The sequence below is a fragment of the Psychrobacter sp. TB20-MNA-CIBAN-0197 genome (assembly GCF_040309765.1).
Classification (GTDB): Bacteria; Pseudomonadota; Gammaproteobacteria; order Pseudomonadales; family Moraxellaceae; genus Psychrobacter; species Psychrobacter submarinus.
Genome location: NZ_JBEOPC010000003.1, coordinates 1 through 20,311, shown reverse-complemented (window position 1 = coordinate 20,311; position 20,311 = coordinate 1). Strand labels below are relative to the sequence as shown.

Here is a 20,311-nt window from a genome sequence, read left to right as displayed (position 1 = left end):
AGCGTTAACGATAGAATAAGGGGCGGTAATATAGCATAATATTGAGTGATATGGCACAGGCAATTGTCAATCGTGCAGTACAAATACGAGGAATCATGCAAGGGGACGACAAGCCGCGGCAAGTGCTGCCAGGCTCATAACCTCTTATGATCAGCGCTTGATGTTAAGCTGTACGCTTTGACTGTCTTTATAGCTATAATGCGGATCATGCTTGACCGGTATCACCACCAAAAAACGAGTGTGCCCGTTGATAGTATCTGTCAAAATACGGCCTTGATGCGCGTTAACGATTTGTGAGACTAGCGATAGCCCTAAGCCTGAGCCTTTCTTCTTTTGCTGCAAACGTACAAAAGGGCTGAAAATCTCTTCGCGCTTATCTTCAGGGATACCCGAGCCCTCATCAATCACCGCGAGAACGGCATATTTAGGTGCAGGGCGCACAGGCTCTGCTTTGGCTTTTTTGAGGTGTTTTTTGAATAAGCCTTCTTTTTTTGGAGTGGTCGTTGTCTCGCTCTTACGCTCATCAGTATCTGTTTTTACGTCTGCCTTATCGTTATCATCCGCTATTCTTAGTGCGCTATCGTTAGCAACTAATTCAGTAGAATCATGGCTAAGCGGCATAGGTTGACTGACACCTTTCTTGACACTGGTCTCACCATTAGCTAAAAGTGTCTTAGAGGCGGCTTGCCAAGTTGCATTTTGCATATGATCTATCTGCTCAGCTGTGATCTGCGCGGAGCAAGAGAGATAAACGCTATCGATAATAGACGAGTGCGCTGATACTGATGTTTGTTTGAGACTTTGTGTCAAAGCGTCTGTTGCCTCGTTAGTGGCTATGTCAGCGCCGCCGTTATGGTCTATAGACAGCTCATCATTGATAGGATTAATGCCGATACTCTCACCATTACGATAAATAGGTGGCAGAGGTGCAGGCGTATCTTTCTCTGCCGAGTTACTAAAAGTATGGTCGTCAACAGGCGAGCTCATAAAACGATCAAGCTCATTACCTAGGGGCTGATTGGAGTTATCTAACGTCTCATAATCCTTGTCGTCCAAGCTATCATAATCAGCAAAGCTACTATTGAGTACCGATTGCAGCAGATAGTCAGGTACGTTGCCTGCCTCTTCGATCTGCTGCACGCCATATAAAAACACGGTAACAGGAGGCACGCCGTGGAGCATCGCATTATTAAGTAAGTTACGGATCAGGTGAGTCAGCATCGCCGATTGACCATCGATAATTAAGTGTTCACCAATTAGCGTAGCTTCAGAATAGTGCTGGCGCTCCTGATTGATTAAATCATACAGATCTAGACGCTCAACTTGCTGCAGCACATGACCGGCGTCCAAGCGGCTGACTAATAAGATACTCTCCACCAAATCATTAAGACCTGATAGGTCGCGATTGATAGCTTGCGCGCGTTTATCAAATTTGGTTTTGATGTCATTTGGCATCGCGCTTGCTAGCATATCCATCATCTCGATCTGCAAACGGATACGGGTAATAGGGGTGCGCAGCTCATGCGAAGCGTGAGCTAAGAGTAAGTTATTAGCATTGATAAGATGCTCAATCTTTTGCGCCGCTTGATTGAAGCCATGCGCGAGTGAAGCAATCTCATCATTGCCGCGAGCATTGACCCGAACGCTAAAGTCGCCGTCACCCAATTGAATCATTTGCTGGCTTAACTGATTGATTCGCCAAGTCATGGTCCGGGCAATCCACCAAAGAACGCCCGCCATAATCATTAGCAGCAGCAGTGTACCAGTAAAGAGGTTAAGGACGGCAGAAAGTACGGGTTTTTTGGGTGGTAAGCGCGACTCATATAATAGGGTATAGCCTGTGCTACTGTAGACTTGCGCTTGCTGGTTGGGCGGAGTATCGGCAAAGGAGGGAAAAACACGAGTCATCAAAGAGGGTTCTTCAGGTAGCAGCAAGGGCAGATCGCTATTGTCCGTCTGCATCAGTAGATGACCGTCGTTGTCATATAAGCCCATCTTCGCTTGCAGGGACTCATCAAAGATATCGAAGCTTTTTTTGACCACCGCTAGCATAAAGCGAGCTTGCAGGCGATTATCTTTGCTGACAGCGACATTCAAATCGTTCAAAAAAGGATCTATCTGCCCAAGAATTTGTGTCGCTAAGACTTCTGAGCGGATGCCTGCATCTTTATCGTACACCAGCTGCGTCAACAGCACCATAGCGACTGCAAATAAGGTAAGTGCCAGCATGACACTGGCAAATAACTTGGCAAAAACAGAACGAAAACCGAGCTGCTGCATTAAAGAGTCTCTACTATCAGGCAAGTATGTATCCTAAGTGTATAGCTATTGGCATACTAGGCATACGTATACTAAGCATATCATACCTGATCAGTGGCAAATTGATAACCAACGCCGCGTACCGTAATGATGCGTTTTGGCTGACGCGGGTTGTCTTCGATTAACGCTCGCAGACGCGAGATATGTACATCAATGGCGCGGTCAATATTGTCTGAGCTATCATCGTTAGGCATCGCTTGCCAGAGCTGCTCGCGGTTCAATACTTTGCCTGAATGAGTGGCAAAATAATGCAATAGTTGAAACTGATGCGTCGTCAAGCGTACCGGCTGATCGTCGATAGTGACTTCATGGCTATCAGGAAAGACGCTCAAACGGCCAAAGGTTAAGCTGTCTGATTGACTATCTGCTTGGTTTGGTTGCTCATGGCGACGAATCACTGCACGAATACGAGCCAACAGCTCACGTGGCTCAAATGGCTTAGCGATATAATCATCAGCACCCATCTCAAGTCCTAAGACGCGGTCAGTCGTATCTCCTTTGGCAGTAAGCATGATAATAGGCACCTTATTGGTGATATTACTATTACTGCGGATTCTTTGACAGACTTGCATACCATCCATGTCCGGCAGCATAAGATCAAGCACAACCAAATCAATATCGCGCTCTTTGGTGTCTAAAATATCTAACCCTTCTTGACCAAGACCGGCATGATGGACATCGTAATAGTTCATTGTTAGATAGTCGCTAATAAGCTCAGCCAAATCTGGATCATCTTCAATCAATAAAATTTGCTTACTCATGGTTCATCTCCTAAAAATACTCTCAGTGATAGATGCTTAATATAGATATTGCCATCATTTTAATAAGTACTCTTTTATAAGGGCTACGTCATTATTATTTATAGTCAGCTCTTTCGTACCTTTTGATTCAGCGCTATTATTAAAGACAACGCTTTACGCTTAACCTTTAATGGCTAATATTTTGAAACTGATATTTTATACCTAAGGTTTTGCACTTAGTGTTTTTACCTAAGCTTCATATCCAATCATCAGTTTGCCAAAAAAGCACCTGAGCAAACAAGACGCGCTTTGTTAATATTTCTACACAATGTAACTGTCTATTTAAAACTGCAGCTTTACTAAAGCATTAAGGAGTCAAAACGGCGTCAACGAAGCGGCTTCAATCAGTGACAGATCTGTCACTGAAAGCTGCAAGATCAAAAAAATCTGCATTGGTAACGTTAAGAGATAACCACTTTTTTACCTGCAGATTCCACTGGTAAATCGGCTAAACAAATCAAGCTATCATTGTTAACCCCAGCAATCAGGTACTGTTCTGTGTCTGGATTGTATTCGATGATCTCGACAGGCTGGCGAGTCAAGCGCTGATCCTGCTTGACGATCCAAACGTTTGCAGTAAGCGGTGTTATGGGCTGATAAGGAGGCCGTTTTAAAGCGCTCAGATCAGCATCGTGTATAGCGAGCTCAGGGACGATAGTACCTACCGCTATTTGACCATAATTAACGCGGCCTGTAGCAATCATACCTGCCTTAAGACTACCTTCGCGGCTGGCATCGTTCTTTAATACTTGTACATGAACTTTTAGTTTATTTGGGTTATCGCCAACGCTCAGCTTACTGATTTGGCCGGTATATTTTCTAGGATGGCTTTGAGTACTGAAATTGACGTTCTGACCGACAGAAAGCTGTGGTTCAGCTTGAATAGGCAGGGTTGCAATAAACTGCAAATGAGTGTCATCTGCTAAAGATAACAGCAGCGTACCAGCTGCAAGCTTATCGCCACTAGCTACCGGCAGCGTCGTCACTCGTCCAGCAAAACTGGCCCGAACGATAATAGCAGCGTTTTGTGCTGTTGTTTGTGTGCTCGGCTGCGACTCTGGTTGTTTTTCTCTTTCTGTAGCAGGGGTAGGGGCAGATTGCGGGTTGGCTTGCTTCGCGCCTTGTTCGCTAGCAGTCTCGTTACTTAATCCAAGGTTTGACTCAACGTTTGGCGATTGAGCAGTGTCAGCAAGCTTAGTTTTAGGTTCTTTTACAGCAGGTTTCTGCGCTGGTTGGCCATCAGTGTTACCGCGACTTGTTGCTTTGTCGCCCGACGAGTCAGTAATGTTTTCAGTGGTATTTGCAATGATACTGTCATTTATATTGTCGCTTAGCTTCTTATCTGCATTTACACTATCGTCAGCTTGCTTCTTAGCTTCGTTATTACGAGGCAGTGATCCAGCGCTGCCAGCAATGTTATTGTCATCGATATCCTGTAGCGCCAAGATAAATAGGGGCGTACCTTCTTCTACCCATTGACCTTGTTGAACCAGCACCTGTTGTACAGTGACTGCTTTGGCAGTGACAAACTTTGATTGTTTAATAGGTTCTATCTCGCCTTGTAGGCCAAGGCTTGGCTGATAACGAGAGGACTTAAGGTTTAAAATACTATCAGCAGATAAGGTAACGGTATCGTCATTGACTATAAAAGATAAGTTTGCGTCCTCGCTCATCGGCTCACTTTGCGCGATCGCCGATTGACTCGTATCTTCGGGCGGCTGACAGGCTGTCATTAGCAATATACTGATAAATAAAGCAGTATTTTTGTGATAAGAAAAACGTATCATATCAGTCACCGTTGACAGCAAATAGCTAAGTTAAAAGGAATATAGAGCCATATTTTAGGCTAAAGTGTCTAAAAAGTGACTTGGGCGGTTTTATTAATTGCAATTCAATCTTGTATTGTTAATACTTTGTTTAGTATATTATTAAAATAATGATAACTTTCGTCTTATATAGGTAACTTATCTTACACACTTATAGTAATACAGTTAGGTTGCCGTCATATTACAACAGTTGGTTTTGGATAAATGTATGAATGTTATACAGTTGATATGACTCTAATTATAAAAAAAATAACAAAGTAGATAATAATAGCAGCATAATAAGGCAAAATATCAGCTATTTATAGTACCCTTTATAGCATCTTAGCTATAACTAGAGTCTAAGCTATAGATAGTAATTTTAAAGTTTATAGGATAGTAATGATGGACAGTAATTTTGAAGGGCTAACCGTCATGGTGATTGATGACTCAAAAACCATGCGTCGTACCGCAGAGACCTTGCTAAAAAAAGCAGGCTGCGAGGTGATTACCGCTATTGATGGCTTTGATGCGTTAGCAAAAATTGTAGATAACAATCCAGATATTATCTTTGTTGATATTATGATGCCGCGTTTAGATGGTTATCAGACTTGTGCTTTGATAAAGAACAACCCTAATTATGCTGATAAGCCCGTCATTATGCTGTCGTCTAAAGATGGCTTATTTGACAAAGCTCGCGGGCGTATCGTTGGCTCTGATGAGTATTTGACGAAGCCATTTAGTAAAGATGAGCTATTTGAAGCTATCAGTCATTATCGCTAATTGCTTTTGGGTTTTATAGATTATACTCCCACTCATTTTGGCAAATTTTTATAACAGATCCTACGGATACTCATTACAAAGGAAGCAATCATGACCACTGTTTTAGTCATTGATGACTCGCCGTCTGAGATGGCAAAATTTCGCGATATATTGGCTAAAAATAACTTTCAAGTTATAGAGGCTACTAATGGTATCGAAGGCTATCAGATGGCTACCGAGCATGTACCAGATGTGATTTTGATGGATGTCGTCATGCCTGAGATGAATGGTTTTCAGGCCACTCGTAAAATCACTCGCGATCGTACGACCAAGCATATACCAGTAGTCATTATCAGCACCAAAAGTCAAGAAACAGACAGAGTATGGGGTAAGCGTCAAGGCGCAACCGAGTATCTGACCAAGCCTATCAACGAGCTTGAGCTTATGCGCATTATTCGTAAAGTTATGGAGTAAGTTGTGGCTTCTAGAGGGTTTATTGAGCTATTGCGTCTGGCTGATTTGGCTAATTCGCGCAGCAGCGGTCGTCAGGGTAGAAAAGACTATGACTGGCGCGGGGTGGTGTTTGAGAGTAGTGGTCAGCGTTTGGTGGCGCCTCTAGGTGAGGTGGCGGAGATACTGACGATGCCTGAATACACTAGCATGCCGTTAGTTCAGCCTTGGCTACTCGGTATTGCCAATGTACGTGGACGATTGTTACCACTGACAGATTTGGCAAAGTTCTTACAGACACCAAGCAGCTCAGCTCAAGACAGCTCAAGAAAGGTATTGGTCATCGATCATCATACGGTATTCTCCGGTCTCATTGTCGATAAAGTCTTAGGCATTGAGCAGTTCACCCAAGATCAATACCGGCCAGAAGCTCTGCCTAGTGATTCAGCTTTTGCACCTTATAATCATGGTAAGTTTCACAAAGATGAAAAAGATTGGTTTGTTTTTATGCCAAGCTTACTGGCGCAAGATAAGCGCTATATAGATGCCGCCATATAAGTGTGGTTGCAAGTTTTAACCGTTAAAGCTTGCGGCTATCGTTTTTGGAGTACGCTCGTTATATTAAATATTAACAGCGAGATAAATAGAGCAAAGAGTGGATTCAGCACGCACAATGAGTCAATTCAGTCATGATATAACTTAGACCACGGTTTGAAAGGAATAAGCACGATGAGTGATGTTATAAAAAGTCCTAATACTGGTGCCAGTAACCAAACACCAGCTGTAAAAGAAGCTGCAAGCAAGTGGAGAGTTGTATTAGCCGTTTTTGCTTTAGTGAGTGTGGCCTGTTTGATATGGCTTGTCAGCTCACTGGCCTCAATCAGCCAATATGTGACTGATTTTAATCAGCTGATATCTTTGCCTGCTATTATCTTTATAGTCGCGCTAATCGGGGCAGCTTACGCTTTGTCACGGCTGCTTAAAGAACGAAGTGCCAATGAGCGCTTATTGATTGAGCAAGAAACGCTGCGTCGTCGCCAAGAGGCCAACGTCGAATCAGAACGCTCAAGTCAGATTCAAGAAGAAAACGAGCGTAACCAGCTGGCTATTTTGCGCTTACTTGATGAGCTCGCCGACTTGGCAGATGGTGACCTTACAGTGAATGCTACGGTATCAGAGGATTTTACAGGGGCGATTGCTGACTCTGTTAACTTTGCCATCGAGCAGTTACGTGAGCTGGTATTGGTTATTAATGAGACGGCGGACCGAGTCACAAACTCTACCGAACAAACTCAGGTTAACGCCGTCGAGTTGGTGGAGGCTTCTGAAAACCAAACGCAAGAGATTGCCAGTGTCTCTAAAGCGATTAACGAGATGACCATCTCAATTGACCAAGTTTCTAACAACGCTACTGAGTCGGCGAATGTTGCCCAGCGCTCGGTTGCGATTGCTCATAATGGTGCAGAGGTCGTTCAGCGTTCGATAGAAGGTATGAACGTCATTCGTGATCAGATTCAAGAAACCTCTAAGCGTATTAAGCGTCTAGGTGAGTCCTCGCAAGAGATTGGGGATATCGTTAGCTTGATTAACGATATTGCTGATCAAACTAACGTTCTGGCATTGAACGCCGCTATTCAGGCATCGATGGCAGGGGAGGCTGGTCGAGGCTTCGCGGTCGTTGCTGATGAAGTACAGCGTCTAGCAGAGCGCTCAGCCAACGCCACCAAACAGATCAAAACTTTGGTAAATACCATCCAGGCCGATACCAGTGAAGCGGTGACTTCAATGGAGTCAACGACCTCTGAGGTCGTCCGCGGTGCTCGCTTAGCCAAAGATGCAGGTGAGGCCCTAGAAGAGGTGCAACAGGTATCGAATACTTTGGCCGATCTAATTGAGAGTATCTCAAACACTGCACAGCAGCAGGCCGCATCTGCCGGTCAGATCTCTAATACCATGACGATTATTCAAGGCATTACCTCACAAACCTCTTCAGGTACGATGGCAACCGCGCGCTCAGTCGGTGAGCTAAATGAGATGGCAGCCGCCTTGCAAGAGTCAGTGACTGGTTTCAAAGTCTCTAATGATGAAGAGCATTTTGAGGATGTCGAAGAGATTGTCTAGTGCCTTGACCTTAAAGGGCAATACAGGCATTTGGTATCTAGACCACTACTGAAGGTAGAAGATGAGCCACAGCTTATCGTCATCGCGCTATTTTTATAACGGCTTTGGCCATTATAGTTATAGTCTGACAACGAGTCTTTGTGGCCGCTTCGCTGTCAGTCAGTCAATACTGGATAAGACTCGCAATATAAACGATTTGGGGCCACCTTATGAAAAACCAGCCTAATGATATCGCGGCGCTAGGATCATTGCTGCCTTTGTCAAAAGAGCAATTATCACAGCTGTCTGATGGCTGGCAGAGCAGCACGGATGCTACTGCTGAGCAGATAACCCAATTTTATAAGTCGATTGGCTCTTTGCTGACTAAGGCGAATGAGCCTGACTATCCTCCTAAATACTCGCCAACAAAACCTCTAAAGCCAAAGCAGTATCAGCAGTTATTGACTGGATGGCGGCAGCGAGTGCAGCAGCTATTAAATACCAACAGCAACGATCCTGCATCCTTGACAGCCCTTGCAAAAGCTTGTCATTACTTATGGCAAGGCGTTGATCTATCTCAAGAGAGCGCTAGTAAACAGCAGCGCTTATGGTACTTAGCGGAGCTTTGGCTTCGGAATTTAGCGCATAACCAAGAACCTCTACCACAAGATTACGTGCTCTTATTATCAGGGTTAGATCAGCTGCTTGAGACGAGCTATCAGCAGACTGCTACTCAGCAAGAAATAGACGCTAAAACAGTAAGAGAGTTAGACCAACGCTCTTTTATTCATCTACTCGATAAGCTGCTGGTGACGGTTTATATTAATATGAGCACGCTTGCTACATTAGATGGCACATCGCGCGCGCTGATTGAAAAGTTGTCCGTGCAAATGACAATGATGCATAACGATAAAAATGCTAGCTTTGTTGATGCTGACAAAACCCGCTTTGATGACAATAATGCGGCCGCCTTGACAGCTTGGCAAGCGGCGAAAGCGCAAGTGCAGCCTGATGTCTTTGATATGAACGAAGAGATCCGTCAGATCTTTATCGAGGAAGCCACAGAGAGTTTGGCAGAGTTAACGAGCTTATTGCCTGTTTGGCAACAAGATATCCATAACTTGACGCCATTAAAGGCGATACATCATAACTTTTATACCCTCAAAGGCTCAGGGCGGATGATTGGCGCTTTTAGCATCAGTGAGATAGCGTATGCTATCGAAAATATACTGATTCATCTACTAGACCAGTCTTTGCCAGTGAACGATGAGGTCGTAAGCTTAGTGGCACAAGCGGTAGAGGAGCTACCGACTTTGATTGCCAACTTTAGCGCCGCTCAGCCGCCACAATTCGACCCTGCTTTGATTATTTTGCAAAGCCATAACTTACTTGCCGGCTTGCCGTTATCTCACGGTATGGAAGTACAAGATGAGAGGGATGAAGCTAATGTGACAGAGGCGTCCGTTTCTGAAACACAGCTGCCATTGCAAGCTCAGCCACCAGTAACCACTGAGTCTGATAATATCGCCGCGCCGCAGATACCGGCTGTACTTGCTCCTTTTGTCGAACAAACAAAGCAGATGCCTGCAGACGCTGATGACGCTGACCCCGACATCAAAGAGATATTCATAGAAGAGGCTTATGAGGTCTTAGAAGAGATCGTGCCGCTTTATGACAATTGGCAGCTAGATGATACAAATGTCGCGAGCTTAACTGATGTTAGACGCGGCTTTCATACTCTAAAAGGCTCAGGCCGTATGGTAGGTGCTAACTACAGTGCTGAGCTTGCTTGGGCATTAGAGTCTATGCTTAATCGATGGCTTGATAAGAGTCTGACGCCATCGGACGATATGAAGCAGTTGGTGGCTGATGTTTTAGCCGCTTATCCTGAGATTGTTAACACCTTTGCGGAAGGCAAGCAGGACTATCCAGCTATGGTGCCCCTATGGGTCGCTGCTGCAAACGCTTATAGTCAGCAGTTGGGCGATGAGTTTAGTTATAGTGCGCTAGCTGCTAAAGACGTGTCGGCAACGAGTGCTACAGCTACAGACAATACGGCTACTGATGAGCTTGCGCCGGTAGATAGTACTATAGTTGTGAGTGATATATACGATGAGAGTATACAGGATAAGCCAGCTGTTGATGCAGTCAGTAGCGCTGAGACGATGTTAAAAAACATCCACTCTATCAGCGATATGATGACCGAAAAACCTATCGTTATAGCACCGCAAAGCGGCGAGGAGCGTGAAATCCTTGATATATTTGTAGAAGAAGCCAAAGAATTATTACAGCAAATTGATGACTTTATTAGTACCCATCAGCATCAGCCGCCCGTACAAGTGAGTGAAGAGATTGTCAGGGCTTTTCATACCCTGCGCGCTGCATCGGGTTCTAATGCGCTGGCCGCTATCAGTGATGTGAGTGCAACGATTGAAAAAAACTTAGAACACTTGCAAAAGCACGATACCCCGCTTAGCGCTCAACATATAGAAGCGTTAGCACAGTCGGTCGCGCTTATCAAAGGCTATCTCGATGCTTATGAAGGAAATATCCAGCAGCATTCTTCGACAGCGACTAGCCAAAGCAAGCAAGATGTTGAGTCGCTACAAGCAATGCTAGATAGCTCGGAGGAACCAAACACGCAAACTGATAATGAGCTCAGTATAGAGCAGCTATTAGCATTAGATATCGATACTTTGTTAGATGCAGAATGGCAGTTATCAGAGGCGTTCAATGAGCTCAGTATAGAGCCGCTTAAGGCTTATATCGAGCAAATAGCACAGCAGATCTCGCGCTTAGCAAATAGTACTGCCAAGTCGCCGAAGTTCACAGCGATACTAACCGCGCTAGCTGACAGTTATCACTATCTAACTGATGCGCCGCAAGCGAGTGATGATAGCCATATTCAAGCTGCATTATTGGCCGCGCATACTCATTTGGTGGCTTTATTTGACTCGCTTGCGGGCCGTATGTCGTTCAAAGTGAATCAGTCTATACTCGATGATTTGCAAGCCGCTATAAGCAGTCACCGTCAGCATCATGCCGGCGAGCTTGCCGTTACTAGCAAGAGTGACGCTGAGAGTAAAGCGCTATTATCAGTAGCAAGCGGGGCTATGGATGGGCAGCCTGTTGTCGAAAGTATCTCAGTAGAGGAGTTACAGTTAGAGGCCGTCAATACCGATGTCGAGCTGTTAGAGATCTTCTTAGAAGAGGCGCAAGAGCTCGATAGCGCGATTGCCCAAACTTTCAATCAGTGGCGTCAAGATGTCGCTGATATCAGCACGCTAAAAATATTGCAGCGTCATTTGCATACCATTAAAGGTGGGGCACGGATGGCGGGTATTCGTAGTATTGGTGATCTGACTCACGCTGCAGAAAGCATCTATGAAGCCTTTACTAATGAAAAAGTAACAGCGACGCTGCAATGGGTCAGTGTCATGCAAATGATACAAGATACCTTGTCAATGCAGCTTGAATACGTCGCGCGTTATCAGCAGTCGTTTTGGACGCGTGATCTCATCGAGCAGCTAGATGAATTTGAGCAGCAAGGCGAACTACCGCAAACCGTTACGCTAAAATTACCAATTCTCAAGAATCCTGCGCAGACGGCAACAGCTGATAGCGAGGATCATATAGAGCCAACCGATGCTGCTGAGACTATTAGCTTAGAGGCGTTGATAGCCAACTCTTGGTCAAACGGCTTGCCCGATACAGATATTTTGGAGGTTTTCTTAGAAGAAGCAGAAGAGCTGGTCGAAAATGGCCAAAAGTATCTACAATTATTTTTAAACAATACCAGTGATGTGGCAGCCGTACAGACGCTGCAGCGCGACTTGCACACCGTCAAAGGTGGCGCGCGTATGGTAGCGGCCAATGGTATCGCTGATCTTGCCCATCAGATGGAAAGCGTCTATGAATCGTTAGCGATTGGGCGTCGTCCAGCGACCAAAATTATCTCTGAGCTATTAATCAGCTGTCATGATTGGCTAAAAGATGCGGTATTTGTCCTCAAACATCATATTAATCCTGCTATGCCGACGGCGCTGATTAGCGCGTTGCAAGACTTTAGCAAAGACACGCTGTCCTCTAGGCATATACCTGCTGAGTCATTACAGACTGAGATTAGCGCGATATTGGCTGTGCAAGACAAACAGAGCGCGATACGCGGCGACATAGATATCCGTCAGATGCCGGCTATGTCTGGTAGTTTCGCTGAGCCTGAGCGCAGTATGGATAGCAGTGATGAGATGATCCGAATCTCTGGTAGCTTAGTTGAGCACATGATTAACCTATCAGGGGAGTCGGCCATCAACCGCGCTCGTATCGATATGGGTATGAGCAGCCTGACAGGCAGTATCGGCGAGATGAGCTCTACGGTTCAGCGTCTTGCTGATCAGCTACGCCGTATGGAGATTGAGCTTGAGGCACAGATTCTATCGCAAATTGATGAAGAGTTAATTCAGACTGAGGATTTTGACCCGCTAGAGATGGATCAGTACTCCTCACTCAATCAGTTATCAAAATCATTGTCGGAGTCCGCCTCAGATTTAATCGATATTAATAATACACTGCTCGAAAAAACCCGAGATAACGAAAACTTGCTGCTGCAACTATCTCGTACCCAAACTGAGCTGCAAGACGGTCTAATGAACTCGCGGATGGTACCGTTCTTACGTCTCAAACCGCGCTTAGAGCTTATCGTCAGGCAAACCGCAAACGAGCTAAATAAGTCGGTAGATCTAACGATTATTACCGCAGATGACGAGCTAGATAGAACCATTCTAGAGCGCATTACTTCGCCTTTGGAGCACATGCTGCGTAACGCTGTGGATCATGGGATTGAGAGTTCACAAGAGCGCCTAGCAACAGGTAAAGATCGTAGTGGCCATATTACCTTAGAGGTTTTACGCGAAGGTAGCGAAGTGGTCATTCATCTCACCGATGACGGCCGCGGTATCGACGTCAATGAAGTTCGCGAAAAAGCAGTCTTAGAGGGCCTGATTAACCCAAGCGAGTATCAATATACTGATGTTGAGATCATGCAGTACGTCTTTAACGCTGGGGTAACGACCTCAAAGCAAGTCACCCAAATCTCTGGCCGCGGGGTCGGCATGGATGTGGTCGCAAGCGAAATTCGCCAGTTAGGCGGAGCCGTCTCTGTCAGCTCCAAGACCGGCGTGGGTACACGCTTCACTATGCGCATACCATTGACAGTAGCCGTCTCTGACGCCTTGGTCGTCCGAGCAGCGGATCATTATTACGCTATTCCACTGATTCAAATCGAGAGGGTAGTCCGGGTTAACCCAGAAGCGCTATACGACTATTATCATTCCAACAAAGAAACCATGCAGATTGAAGATAAAGACTACCGCGTCCGTTATCTCAATGAGCTAATATTGGGTAGTCAGTTCAATGAGCTGATGATGAACACCAATACAAGCCTACCGGTTATCATCGTAAAAAATAGCTCAGGTCAGAATTTAGCGTTACAAGTCGATCAGATTGCAGGCTCCCGTATCGAGGTGGTAGTTAAGCCTATGGGCCAACAGCTGTCGCATTTAGATGGTATCTCAGCCGCTACTATTATGGGCGATGGCTCAGTGATGCTGATATTAGATATCATTGCACTATTACGTCAGTCGACCATTAAGACGGTGACTGCGCCTCAAGCTGCTAAGCCAAAAGCTGATCTTGAAGCGGCAGAGCGCAAACCAACCATCTTAGTAGTCGATGACTCCGTGACGGTACGTAAGGTAACCTCTCGCTTCTTAGAGCGTCAAGGTCTAAACGCCGTAGTCGCCAAAGACGGAGTCGATGCTATGGAGATCTTACAACAATCAACGCCTGATCTAATATTGCTCGATATCGAGATGCCGCGTATGGATGGTTTTGAGGTTGCGACCCAAGTCCGTAATAACCAGCGTTTGCAGCAGATTCCGATTATCATGATTACCTCGCGTACTGGGGATAAGCATCGTACGCGTGCGTTCAAGACTGGCGTCAATGATTATATGGGTAAGCCTTTCCAAGAAAGCGAGCTACTAGAAAAAATTCAAACATTGCTAAATATAAAAATCGATGACAAGCAACAGGCATAAGCATAAAGCTTATATCTGCAGCATTAACGACTGAAAATTAGTAATGACAATCAAAGAAAACTAAAGCCTTTGTTAAGCTTTTGAGCTATCAAAGGCTTGAGTTGCTTATTAAGTAACCTTTATATCTACTGTGAGTGATGTATGAGTCAGATAAAGAAACATTCCTTTGAAGCCGTTAGTCTATTGACTGCCGCAAACGGCATGCTTGAAGCGACTATTATCCCAGCGGTGAATCAACCAGACTGGATCGTACCAAGCTCACTGATACTAGATAGCCTAGACTATAATCAGGATTATAGCGATGTAGCTGAAAACGAGGAGTCTGTTACAACTTATACTTGGCAACAGCAGTCAGTCGCGGTATTTCGTTTGTTAGCGACAGAGCAAGCGCCAGATAGAGTGGTGATATTGGAAGGTAATACGGCCGAGGAGCGCTTAGCTTTATTCACTAAAGGTGAGCTGCGCCGCATTGAAGTCAGTATCTCTGAGGTTCAAGATAGCGAGTTACCTAAAGAGTATATAAAACAGAGCACCACAGCTAAAAGCGCAAATGATGATAAGGTAAGCGAAGAGTCAATCCCCTCTTACTTGTATCAAGCAATTGTCATTGAAGAGACGCCTTATATCGTACCAGATTTAGACAAGATTGCGCATCAGCTCGTCACGCTTAGCCAATAAGCTTTTAAATCTATTACTTATTTTATTTAGTCAATTTAGCGTAAGGGTAACAAGCCTAAAAGTCGATGAGAAGAAAACGCTAAAAACCCCTAAATACTTAGAGCTTAGTATTTAGGGGTTTTTTTTAGGGCTACTAATATCTATAGAGCGCTTAACTTACAGAACGCTTATAGTTAGGAAGCTTATAATAGTACAAGCTAACCAGATTAGCGCTTATGCTCAGGCAGATTAATATTCATCTCTAATACATCGAGACTATCTTCGGAGCGATGATTGATATTGACATCATCGATCTGAACGCCGTTAACGTATTTATTGACCACTTCTAGTATCTCACGTTTCATTTTTTCGATACGGTCTGTAGTCAGCCGACTATTTAAGCGGTTTTCACTAGCAACGATGACTTTTAATCGTTCGGTTGCCATGTTGGCACTGCCGCCACTGCGGTTGTCATCTGTGCCAAATAAACTGCTCCAAAATCCTTTCTTTTTACTCATCCTTAACCCCCAAACCAGCGCTGTAATAGACTCTTTTTCTTCACATCGATATGACGTAATGGTCGCTCTTCTCCTAAGAAGCGCGCAACAATATCATCATAACATTGACCGGCTACCGAATCGGTGTAGTGAATCACCGGCTCACCATGGTTAGAGGCTTCAAGTACAGAATGACTCTCAGGGATGACGCCAAGCAAAGGCACTTTTAGAATGTCATTTGAGATAGTGTCAATGTCCATCATCTCATTAGCCGCCGCGCGCTCAGCGTTATAGCGACTGATGACCAGATGCTCGCGCACGCTTCCTTGATTCTCTTCAATTTTCTTAGTGCGACTTTGCAATATACCAATGATGCGATCAGAGTCACGTACAGATGAGATTTCAGGGTTAGTGACGATGATAGCTTCATCAGCGTGGTACATAGCTAGCTGGGCGCCGCGCTCGATACCGGCAGGAGAGTCACAGATAATATAGTCAAACTGCTTGGACAGCTCAGCCATAACCTCAGCGACGCCTTCATCAGTAAGCGCATCTTTATCACGGGTCTGACTAGCAGGCAATATATATAAGTTCTCAAGCTGCTTGTCTTTGACTAAAGCCTGCGACAAGCGGGCGTTACCGTTAATGACATCAACGAAGTCATAGACAATACGGTTCTCACAGCCCATGATTAAGTCTAAGTTACGCAGGCCAACATCGAAATCAATGACCACTGTCTTATAGCCACGTAATGCTAAACCGGCGGAAAAAGAGGCACTAGTCGTGGTTTTACCGACGCCGCCTTTGCCTGAAGTGATTACAACAATCTTTGCCACAGTGGCACACTCCTATGAATGAATGAAAACTAGAGTCCCTTTTAGACCCTAATGATATCGCTATTGAATAAGTTTTAATTCGTCAAATGCTGGTTTAATTCGCTAAATACTTATATTTATTTATCAGAACCATCAGCAAGCTTTCAAGCTTAAGGTTTATTTACAGTTTGCGCTCATAACCCTAACATAAATCGGTAGAGAGTTACAGTTGCTACCGCTATTGTCCTTTAAGCTATATTAATTCAATGTTTACCAATATCGTATAAAAATATCTATCTATAATGGCGAATTATCAAAGCTATGATAGCGTAGTTTTGTTACGGTAAACTACCGTTATATTTCTTATGAGTCAACATTCTCTTCTAAACATTGACTACAGTAAGAATTAGGCACCATCCATAACCGTAAATACTAAGCCTTCACCTTCTACAAAACGCACTTGCACTGATTTGTCGATGATATCTTGCGGTATGTTGTCGCGTAGACAATAAGTACCGGCGACTGAAACTAACGAAGGATTGAATACTTGGCAGAATATACGAGCATCTTTGTCGCCTGTTGCACCTGCCACCAGTCGCCCTTGGGCACGGCCGTACACGTGCAAGCTATTATCCGTAATCGCTTCGGCGCCGCTGTTGATACTATTGGTCAAGATTAAGTCGCCGCCAACGTGATTTAGGCTTTGACCTGAGCGTAGCATTTGATCATAAATCATACTGGTGATATGTTCAGCAGGTAGCCAAGACTCGGAGTCTGTCGCTGCCGAAGCGCTACTAGCTTGAGAGTCAGTCGTTAACGCATCTGCGGCATTGCTAGCGCTATTATTGGGGGTGTCAGTAGCTTGAGCGCTGCTATCGGCTGCCGGCTGCGTGATGGGTTTTTTGACAGGTAAAATCCGTTCAATACGCTTGCCATCAGCAGGAAAAATAGCCAGACGCTGCGTGCGCGCTTGCTCTTCGAGTATACCAGTGACTGCGCCAATAGGCTGTAGCCCCCATGACCACAGAAATTCAACCAAAGCTGGCAAGTCTTGCTCGACGCTACTATCAATAATGACAGGTATATTGCTGGTCTTATTACTAAGGGTGGTCGCCAGTTGTGCATCAATCAAGCTCAAGTCGTTAGTATGCAGTTGTAAGCGCGAAAACGTTAGCATCTTGCCATACAAAGTCATAGCAGGAGTAGCAGTTTGGCGGTCAGTATCCGTCATGGTCATTATATAAATCCTTAAAAGACTAAGCTTGAAACACTACAGAGTAAGAGTAACAGAATAAAACGATGTTTATGATGATTATCAGACATTTACTATCAATGATAATAAGCTGACAGTGTACTAAGGGTGACTAGAGATTAACAAGCCTTTAGGCATAAAAATTAGCAGCTTTAACAGACCCTATTCTTCTTTTGATAAAAGCGTTCATGTCTACAAAAAAACTATTATTTAAAGCATTGTTCAAAAAAGTAATAATAAAGTTATTAAGAAAGGTATGAATAAAAAAGCACCAATCAAAATCTTAGCATATCTTGATGTTTCCATTGCTGTATTTTTACTTTCGCCTCAAAAGCAATTAAGCTGTCACTGATAATCTTTGCGATCAGGGTATTTAGAGCAGGGTGGTCGATATCAAGCTGTGCCACTCCTTTAGCAATGGCTATCATAAGAGGGTCTAAGTTTTTGTCATCAAGCAGCCGTGCATTGAGTGAAGTCGCTGTGTTGACGCCGATATTGTGCGCGATGCTTTGCAGTTGCGACTCAATAAGACCGCCTGCGATAGGAATCAAGCGTAGCAAGCGATGCAGCTCAGGCGTATTAGCAATGCCGTCTTGGATAGCATGACCCAACTCTTGAGCGATAATATCCTCACCCGTGGATGAGTTGTTAATTTTGCGCAGCTGCGGTACTAGCTCAGAGCGTAGCAAATCGAGTAATACGGCCTCAATGTCATCACGATTGTCGCCTAAGCTTGATTTGATAAGTGATTTTTGAGTCACCGGATTAGTAAGCTGTTGCCGATAGTTATCGATAGCGGTAAGTATTACTCGATCTGATAACTCTTCTAGTACTAGGTCGATATAAAATTTAATTCTATTCAACCAAGGCTGAGGCAATACTTGATAGCCAAGCTGATAGAGACGACGACCGATAATCACGACTCGAAACAGCCGTAGCGCCCGCAATTGCGGGAAGCAACCAAGCACTTCATACCAGTGCACAAAGGGGAAGAAAAACCAACGATAATAGACGTTTTCTTTGATAGCAATCGCCCAGCGCACCAGCAGCTCAAAGATCAAAAAAAGCGTAAAAAAACCACCTAGAGTACGCAGGGGCTCGTGCAGTACTTCTCTGTACCAGCTCAGCGCTTCAGTGAGTGACAGCCACCCTGCGACATTACCACTAAAGCTACTCATCAAGATAGCATCAAGACTAATCAAAAACAGATCGATACTGATGACGATAATCATGATGATATCGTAAGTCAGCTTGAAGCGATTGGGCTTTGGATGCTCTGGGGATAGCTTTGGGTCTATAGTTGGCTTGGCAGCGCTATAAGGTGCGGACACAGTTATCCCTTTTGTTAAGTTGTAGATGTATAAAATTTGCGTGGTTTGAGCTGAGTACTATCATATGAAGTCGAATCAAGACAAAGCATAAGTTAAGAGTTTAGCTGAGTTTAAGCGGCAGACACAGTATCATTTTCAGAGTTTTTTTCAAAATCAGCCAGCATCTCAGTGATACGCTGATCTTTTGCTTGCCAAGCCTTGTCAACCCAAGCAAAAAACTGCTCTTTTATTGCAGTATTGGTTTGATAATCATTGCTTTGCATATCGATCAGTAGTTGTTTGGGTATGTCAATGTAGCGTACCTCCACGCCTAAGCGCTTGATATTTCCTTTCCATAAATCACTATAAGTCGGTATGCCATCGGGATAGACAATAGTCATATCCAAAATCCCATCAATCTCATCTCCTAAAGCATTGATAGCCAGCGCTAGCCCTCCTGCACGCGGTTTGAGCAGATGCGTATAAGGGGCGTTTTGTGCATCGCGCTTCGCCGGAGTAAAGCGGGTACCTTCGATATAATTGAGTAGGGTGAAGGGTTTGTTTTTTAACAATGCGCAGGCACGCTTGGCCTCTTCGATGTCTTTACCCTTGAGTGCTGGGTTTTTTGCAATGGCTTCTTTGGAATGGCGGCGCATCATCGGGAAGTCCAAAAAATAAAAAGCCTGGCCAATAACTGGGATGTAGATAAGCTCAAACTTGGTAAAAAAGCGCGTCAGTGGCAAACGGTTTTCACTAATGTACTGCACAATACTGGTATCGACCCACGATTGATGATTGCTAATCAGTAGATACTTACCCTCAGAGCTGATATCTTCAGGCAGGCTGATACGCCAATCCTTATTAGGTAAAATATTATCTATCAGCGCATTATTACTATGAATCCAGCGATTGGTCACATTAATGACCGTTTTATCAGCTATTTTTGAGCCGGTAATGACTTTGGCCGCACCCATCAACCATACTGGCAAGCCTGCTGCCATACTAGTACCAGTAATCACGCCCGTAGCAGTGGTCAAAGAAACCGCTTTGCCAAGCTTTGGTGTACGCTGATGGAGTTTTTGCATAAATGTGGCGAGTTTCATAAAGTATCCTTACTGATATCACGGAGCGCCTACCGAGTGGTCATCACCAAAATCTAGCGAATAATGATAACTAAAACCAAATGATAACGACTGAAAATAGCATCGATTTTAGCAGTTTTTTAGTTAAGTGTACGAGTGTAAACGTAAATAATAATACTGAAACGATCGTCTCATTAACTCAGCTAGCACTAATATTAGCTACATTAATCATTCAAGAGTAACTAAACGAAGATAATTCTACTAGACCACTCAATGAAACTCGGTTTATATAGGGCGTGTTGAACATTCACAAATGCGCACTGCTGATAGCTACTAGTTTATCAAAGCTGTGTTCTAGTCGTCGTTA

At 44.4% G+C, this 20,311-nt stretch carries 13 protein-coding genes and 1 pseudogene; 6 read left to right on the top strand and 8 right to left on the bottom strand.

Annotation, left to right across the window (positions count from 1 at the left end; all coding sequences use genetic code 11):
• Window positions 1-150: 150 nt before the first annotated feature.
• The 3 genes from AAEY83_RS01380 to AAEY83_RS01370 form a co-directional block, all read right to left on the bottom strand.
• Window positions 151-2,280, bottom strand: coding sequence for an ATP-binding protein (locus tag AAEY83_RS01380; protein WP_025644781.1), 2,130 nt, complete (start codon window positions 2,278-2,280; stop codon window positions 151-153).
• Window positions 2,281-2,360: 80 nt separating this feature from the next.
• On the bottom strand, window positions 2,361-3,080 hold the full coding sequence (locus AAEY83_RS01375) for a response regulator transcription factor (RefSeq protein ID WP_025644780.1): 720 nt from the start codon (window positions 3,078-3,080) through the stop codon (window positions 2,361-2,363).
• A 440-nt stretch (window positions 3,081-3,520) separates the two neighbouring features.
• The gene (locus AAEY83_RS01370) at window positions 3,521-4,906 is read right to left on the bottom strand and encodes an efflux RND transporter periplasmic adaptor subunit (protein WP_025644778.1); all 1,386 of its coding nucleotides are present in this window, start codon (window positions 4,904-4,906) and stop codon (window positions 3,521-3,523) included.
• A gap of 420 nt (window positions 4,907-5,326) precedes the next feature.
• Here AAEY83_RS01370 and pilG point away from each other — a divergent pair, with 420 nt between their 5' ends.
• The 6 genes and pseudogenes from pilG to AAEY83_RS01340 all read left to right on the top strand — a co-directional run bounded on the left by pilG (window position 5,327) and on the right by AAEY83_RS01340 (window position 15,009).
• A complete protein-coding gene (gene pilG, locus AAEY83_RS01365) occupies window positions 5,327-5,704 on the top strand; it encodes a twitching motility response regulator PilG (protein WP_025644776.1) in 378 nt (125 codons plus the stop codon).
• Between the two features lie 90 nt (window positions 5,705-5,794).
• A complete protein-coding gene (locus AAEY83_RS01360) occupies window positions 5,795-6,157 on the top strand; it encodes a response regulator (protein ID WP_025644774.1) in 363 nt (120 codons plus the stop codon).
• Window positions 6,158-6,160: 3 nt separating this feature from the next.
• Window positions 6,161-6,691, top strand: coding sequence for a chemotaxis protein CheW (locus AAEY83_RS01355; protein ID WP_025644772.1), 531 nt, complete (start codon window positions 6,161-6,163; stop codon window positions 6,689-6,691).
• A gap of 513 nt (window positions 6,692-7,204) precedes the next feature.
• Window positions 7,205-8,254: pseudogene (locus tag AAEY83_RS01350) on the top strand (methyl-accepting chemotaxis protein); the annotation flags it as partial.
• A gap of 209 nt (window positions 8,255-8,463) precedes the next feature.
• Window positions 8,464-14,331, top strand: a complete 5,868-nt coding sequence (locus AAEY83_RS01345; RefSeq protein ID WP_025644768.1) for an Hpt domain-containing protein — start codon at window positions 8,464-8,466, stop codon at window positions 14,329-14,331.
• Between the two features lie 141 nt (window positions 14,332-14,472).
• Window positions 14,473-15,009, top strand: a complete 537-nt coding sequence (locus AAEY83_RS01340) for a hypothetical protein (protein WP_025644766.1) — start codon at window positions 14,473-14,475, stop codon at window positions 15,007-15,009.
• Window positions 15,010-15,215: 206 nt separating this feature from the next.
• Here the strand turns inward: AAEY83_RS01340 and minE are convergent, their stop codons facing one another.
• The 5 genes from minE to yihG form a co-directional block, all read right to left on the bottom strand.
• Window positions 15,216-15,506: a cell division topological specificity factor MinE gene (minE, locus tag AAEY83_RS01335; RefSeq protein WP_025644764.1), complete on the bottom strand. Its 291-nt coding sequence runs from the start codon at window positions 15,504-15,506 to the stop codon at window positions 15,216-15,218.
• Between the two features lie 2 nt (window positions 15,507-15,508).
• Window positions 15,509-16,321, bottom strand: coding sequence for a septum site-determining protein MinD (gene minD, locus AAEY83_RS01330; protein ID WP_025644762.1), 813 nt, complete (start codon window positions 16,319-16,321; stop codon window positions 15,509-15,511).
• Between the two features lie 385 nt (window positions 16,322-16,706).
• Window positions 16,707-17,537, bottom strand: a complete 831-nt coding sequence (gene minC / locus AAEY83_RS01325) for a septum site-determining protein MinC (RefSeq protein ID WP_025644760.1) — start codon at window positions 17,535-17,537, stop codon at window positions 16,707-16,709.
• Between the two features lie 290 nt (window positions 17,538-17,827).
• Window positions 17,828-18,883 carry a hypothetical protein gene (locus AAEY83_RS01320; protein ID WP_025644758.1) on the bottom strand — a complete coding sequence of 352 codons (1,056 nt, stop codon included), beginning with the start codon at window positions 18,881-18,883 and terminating at the stop codon, window positions 17,828-17,830.
• Window positions 18,884-18,993: 110 nt separating this feature from the next.
• The gene (yihG, locus tag AAEY83_RS01315) at window positions 18,994-19,965 is read right to left on the bottom strand and encodes a 1-acylglycerol-3-phosphate O-acyltransferase, YihG family (protein ID WP_025644756.1); all 972 of its coding nucleotides are present in this window, start codon (window positions 19,963-19,965) and stop codon (window positions 18,994-18,996) included.
• Window positions 19,966-20,311: the final 346 nt, after the last annotated feature.